General features: G+C 69.1%; 4 protein-coding genes. 1 reads left to right on the top strand and 3 read right to left on the bottom strand.

What is annotated here, in order from left to right; genetic code table 11:
* Window positions 1-153: 153 nt before the first annotated feature.
* A complete protein-coding gene (locus B1964_RS10825; protein ID WP_079929741.1) occupies window positions 154-1,971 on the bottom strand; it encodes an acyclic terpene utilization AtuA family protein in 1,818 nt (605 codons plus the stop codon).
* A gap of 195 nt (window positions 1,972-2,166) precedes the next feature.
* On the opposite strand from B1964_RS10825, the gene B1964_RS10820 reads away from it, so the two are divergent.
* Window positions 2,167-3,063 (top strand): LysR family transcriptional regulator, encoded by an 897-nt coding sequence (locus tag B1964_RS10820; RefSeq protein WP_238534903.1) that lies wholly within the window; start codon window positions 2,167-2,169, stop codon window positions 3,061-3,063.
* A gap of 27 nt (window positions 3,064-3,090) precedes the next feature.
* Here B1964_RS10820 and B1964_RS10815 read toward each other — a convergent pair whose 3' ends face one another.
* Together B1964_RS10815 and B1964_RS10810 are read right to left on the bottom strand one after the other, a co-directional pair.
* Window positions 3,091-3,759, bottom strand: coding sequence for a response regulator transcription factor (locus tag B1964_RS10815; protein ID WP_006372769.1), 669 nt, complete (start codon window positions 3,757-3,759; stop codon window positions 3,091-3,093).
* The coding region (locus B1964_RS10810) for a sensor histidine kinase (RefSeq protein ID WP_079929740.1) at window positions 3,756-4,593 on the bottom strand (838 nt) is incomplete at its 5' end. The genes B1964_RS10815 and B1964_RS10810, both read right to left, overlap by 4 nt.

Below are 4,593 nucleotides of genomic sequence, written 5' to 3'. Positions count from 1 at the left end.
CCGGGTCGGCGCCGTCGAAGGTGACCGTGCCGCCGATGTCGTCTGCCGACATGCCGATGCCGCCCAGCACATCGGCGAGTTCTGTTGCGGGGTCAAAGGAGTCGTCGGTGGCCGGCGCGGCGATGGCCGCGCGCAGTCGGTCGGTCAGGGTGGTCACACCAGCTCCTCGTGGTCCGCGGCGGTCAGGTCGGGAACAGTCGCGTCGGCGGTCAGCAGGTCGTCGGGGATCAGCACCTGTCGCGAGCGTAGATACTCCCCGATCGCCTTGCCCACCTGGTCGATTCGCAGGTTCGAGGATCCGCCTGTGCCGAGCAGGCCCTTGAACACGAAGTGGATTGCCCGCAGATCGGGGAACTCGTGGCGCACCACGTCGATGTCCTTGGTCTCGGGAATCAGGCGGCGGATCTCGTCGGTGGACAGGAATCGCCGCAGCCACGGCCACACCCGCGGATCCGGGGTCCACACACCAACATTGGAGTTGCCGCCCTTGTCGCCGCTGCGCGCATGCACGACGGTGCCCAGTGGCGCGCGGGTGACGCGCTCGGGAAGCGGTGCCTCACCGGGCTCGGGATGCACGGGTTGGGGGGTCGTCGCGGTGGCAGGTGGCACGGCGGCGTCGATGACGGTGCCGTCGTCGAGGATCGCCCGGTGCTGCAGTGCACTCTGTGGGAGGAGGCCCGGCCAGTAGTCGACCCGGGGTTGGGGACGGGAATGCAGTCCGGCGGCACCGTCGTGGAAATAGCCGGGGATGCCCTGCAGGTACAGGCTGCCCAGGCGTGACCCCATCTCTGCGCGCGTGAGCGTTTCGGCATCGTCGGCGACAGCCATGACGCGCAGCGCAACCGTTGCCGCCCACTGGGATTCGGGGTCGTCGGCGGGCTCACCGACCTGGGTGAGGTCGATCTGCACCCCGTCGGGCAGATCCCGGTTCAGTTGGTCGCGGATGAGGGCGATCTTCTCCTCGACATGCGGTGAGGTGACGAATACCGTGTTGACCACGCTCGCGCCGACGGTGCCGAAGAGGGCGACCTTGGTGGTCGGTGGCGGCGGGGTGCCGGCCGCGCCGGACACCGTGACACGATCGGGGCCGGCCTGATCGACCCGCACGTGGTCGAGGTGGACGGTGACATCGGGGTTGAGATAGATCGGGCCCTGGATCTCGTAGACGAGCTGGGCGGTGACGGTGTCTGCGGTGACCGCTCCCCCGTCCCGGGCGTGTTTGGTGATGACGCACGTGCCGTCGGCGGCGACCTCGCCGATCGGGAAACCCGGTGTGGTGCGGTTGGGGATCTCGTGGAAACCGGAGAAGTTCCCGCCGACCGCATGAGCACCGCATTCGATGATGTGGCCGGCGACCACGGCCCCGGCCAACGCATCCCAGTCGTCGGCGGACCAGTCATGCCACCACGCCGCCGGACCGACGGTCAGTGACGCATCGGTGACGCGGCCGCAGACCACGATGTCGGCGCCGGCGCGCAGCGCTCCGGCGATTCCCCAGCCGCCGAGGTAGGCGTTGGCCGCGATCGGCCGGGCCGCCCAGGAATCGAGCGGCGCACCCGAATCAAGGTTGTCGAAGCGATGTCCGGTGGCCTGCAGATCGGCCAGGTCGGCGAGGATGTTGTCGCCCTCGACGTGTGCGACGCTCACCGTGACCCCGGCGTCGGCGAGTTCGTTACGCAATGCCTCCGCGAGCCGGTCGGGCGCGAATCCGCCCGCATTGGTCACGACCTTGATGCCGCGCTCGGCGATTGTCGCCAGGTGGGGGCGCAGCTGGCGCACGAAGTATTCGACGTATCCGCGGGAGGGGTCACGGTGGTGCACCGCCGACAGTGACGCGAGGGTGATCTCGGCGAGATAATCGCCCATGAGCACGTCGACGGGGTCGCCGGCGATGGCCTCGTCGATGGCGGTCCGGCGATCGCCGAGGTAGCCGGAGAAATTGGCGATGCGGATGGGTCGTCGCACGGTCATCGGTACGCTCCTTCGCGTGGTCTGTCCGGCACCGATCTCCTCGTCGGGGGGCCGATACCGGTATTCGCGTCGAGACCGACGCTATCGACATCGTCCGATGGCCACCACGACCGATTCGCGAACGGCGAGATGATCGTTGCGGTCATGGCGCGCACCCGGCGGAGGGTGATGGTTCGGTGTCCTATCGTGAAGGGCGTGGACCTGCCCCATCTGCGCTACTTCGTCGCCGTCGCCGAGGAGCGCAGCTTCACGCGAGCCGCCGCCCGGCTGCACATGGCGGGTTCGCCGCTGAGCCAGCGCATCAAGGATCTCGAACGCGAGTTGGGCACACCGTTGTTCATCCGCGCGCACCACCGGATCGATCTCACCGATGCCGGCGAAGCGCTGCTACCGCGGGCCCGCGACATCCTCGACCGGGTGGACGCGTTGCCGGCGGTCGTGGCCGATGCGCAGCGGCACGCCCTGCGGCCCGCGGTGATCGGGATCGCGCCGGAGGTCACGCCCAGCGTGCGCGACAACGTTCTCGACACGCTCGCCGACCGCCACCCCGACATCGCCGCGCAACTGCTGCCCGCGAGCACCGCACCGCTGTTGCGAGACCTGCGCGCCGGGGCGGTGGATGTCGCACTCGTCCACGGGCCCGTCGACGGTGAGGGAATCGACAGCCTGCTCCTCGAACGCAGCCCGGTCGGTGTGGCCGTCGGCTCCAAGATCGTGGCGGGACAACCCGATTCGATCACGCTCGGCGAACTGGCGCACGTGCCGTTCGCCTCGATCAACCACGAGGCCGCACCCGAGATCTACCGCAACCTCGACCGGCTGCTCGACCGGCACGGCGTCCGTAAACGAATCACGTTGCCCGACGATAATTTCGCCGGCCTTGCACATCTGGTTGCCAGCGGACAGGCCTTCACCCTCATCTCCCTCGGCGAGGGCATCGGTGGCCGGATGTTCGCCGGTGAGGCGGTGCAGGTCATCCCGTTGCGTGACACCCGCGCGCACATCAGCACCGTCGCGGTGTGGTCCCACCGACGCGCCGAGGCCGAACCGCTGATCGCCGACCTCGTGGACGTGGTCCGCGCGCTGCGCTGAACAGGTCCTCCGACGATCCTGAACGGGTCAGCCGATGAGGCCGTCGCGTCGCGCCCGGTCGACGGCAGCGGTTCGTGAACGTACACCGAGTTTGGAAAAGATGTGCACGAGATGGGATTTGACGGTCATCTCGCTGAGCAGCAGGCGTTTGGCGATCTCCCGGTTGCTGTGTCCGGCGGCGACCTCGACGAGCACGTCGATCTCGCGCGCGGTGAGCACCGCGTCGGCCGGCGCCCGCATCCGTGACATCAGCCGCGTGGCCACCATGGGCGACAACGCGCTTTCGCCGGCAGCTGCGGCGTGCACCGCGGCAATGAGTTCGGTGGGTGGGGTGTCCTTGAGCAGATAGCCCGACGCGCCGGCTTCGATGGCCGCGAGGATGTCGGCGTCGGTGTCGTGATTGGTGACCACCAGCACCCGGGGCACCGGTCGCAGCGTCAGCAGTCGTCGGGTGGTCTCCACCCCGGACAATCCCGGCCCGAGCCGCAGATCCATCAACACCACGTCGGGTACGGGAGCGGGCGGCGTGCACCGGGCGATCGCCTCCTCACCGGTGGCGGCCTCCCCGACGACCCGGATGCCGTCGGACTCGGTGAGCAGCGCACGCAGACCGGCTCGCACGATCGCATGGTCGTCGGTGATCAGGACGCAGATCGGAGGCTCCGCGGACGAGTCCGGGTCGGTCGGTGCGGTCATCGGAGCGCGGGCTCGACCCGGAAGCCGACCGCAACGGAGGTGTGGCCGGGTTCGGAGACGACGTCGAGGTCGCCGCCGAGCTCGCGCACGCGTCGGCGCATCGTCGTCAGACCGAAGCCCGACGCGGCGTCGGCGTCGAAACCCGCTCCGTCGTCGACGATGTCGAGATGGACCTCGTCGGAGCTGTAGGTGAGCGTGACCCGCAGGACCTTCGCCCGCGCATGCTGCACGACGTTGCCGATGGCGCTCTGTGCCACCCGCACCAGCGCCGCCTCGACCGGCATGGGCAGCCCGAACGGCTCGCCGTCGACGACGAGGCGGGTACTCAGGCCGTGACCGCCCGCATCATCGGTCACCCGTTGTAGTGCCGCGCTCAACGAGCGTCCGTCCAACGGTGCCGGAGTGAGTTCGTCGATGAGTCTTCTGGTCTCGCCGAGGGCGTCGGCGGCCGCGGTACGCGCGGTGTGCAGCTCCGGCGAATGTCCACCGGCCCGGCGTTCGGCCGCGTAGATGAGCATCTGGATGCTCGACAGACTCTGTGACACCGTGTCGTGGATCTCGCCGGCGAGTCGCTCCCGTTCCCGTGCCCGCCCCACTTCCCGCTGTTCGTCGGCGAGTTCGGCTCGGGTGGCGACCAGTTCGTCGATGAGGAGTTGCCGGCTGCGTACCTCGTCGAAGAGTCGTTGATAGCCGGCCGTGATCACCACCGCCACCGCGGCCCCGAGGATCGGTCCGATCGCCGCGGCGACCGACCAGCCGTTGTGCAGACCGAAACCCACCACCGCGGCCACCGTGGACATGGCGACGCATGCGGTGCCCCAACGCATCCCGGCC

Origin of the sequence: Gordonia sp. i37, from assembly GCF_002043085.1 — a bacterium.
In the GTDB taxonomy this organism is placed as follows: Bacteria; Actinomycetota; Actinomycetes; order Mycobacteriales; family Mycobacteriaceae; genus Gordonia; species Gordonia polyisoprenivorans.
The sequence above is the reverse complement of the archived record's forward strand: the minus strand, read 5'-3'. Positions and strand labels throughout refer to the sequence as shown.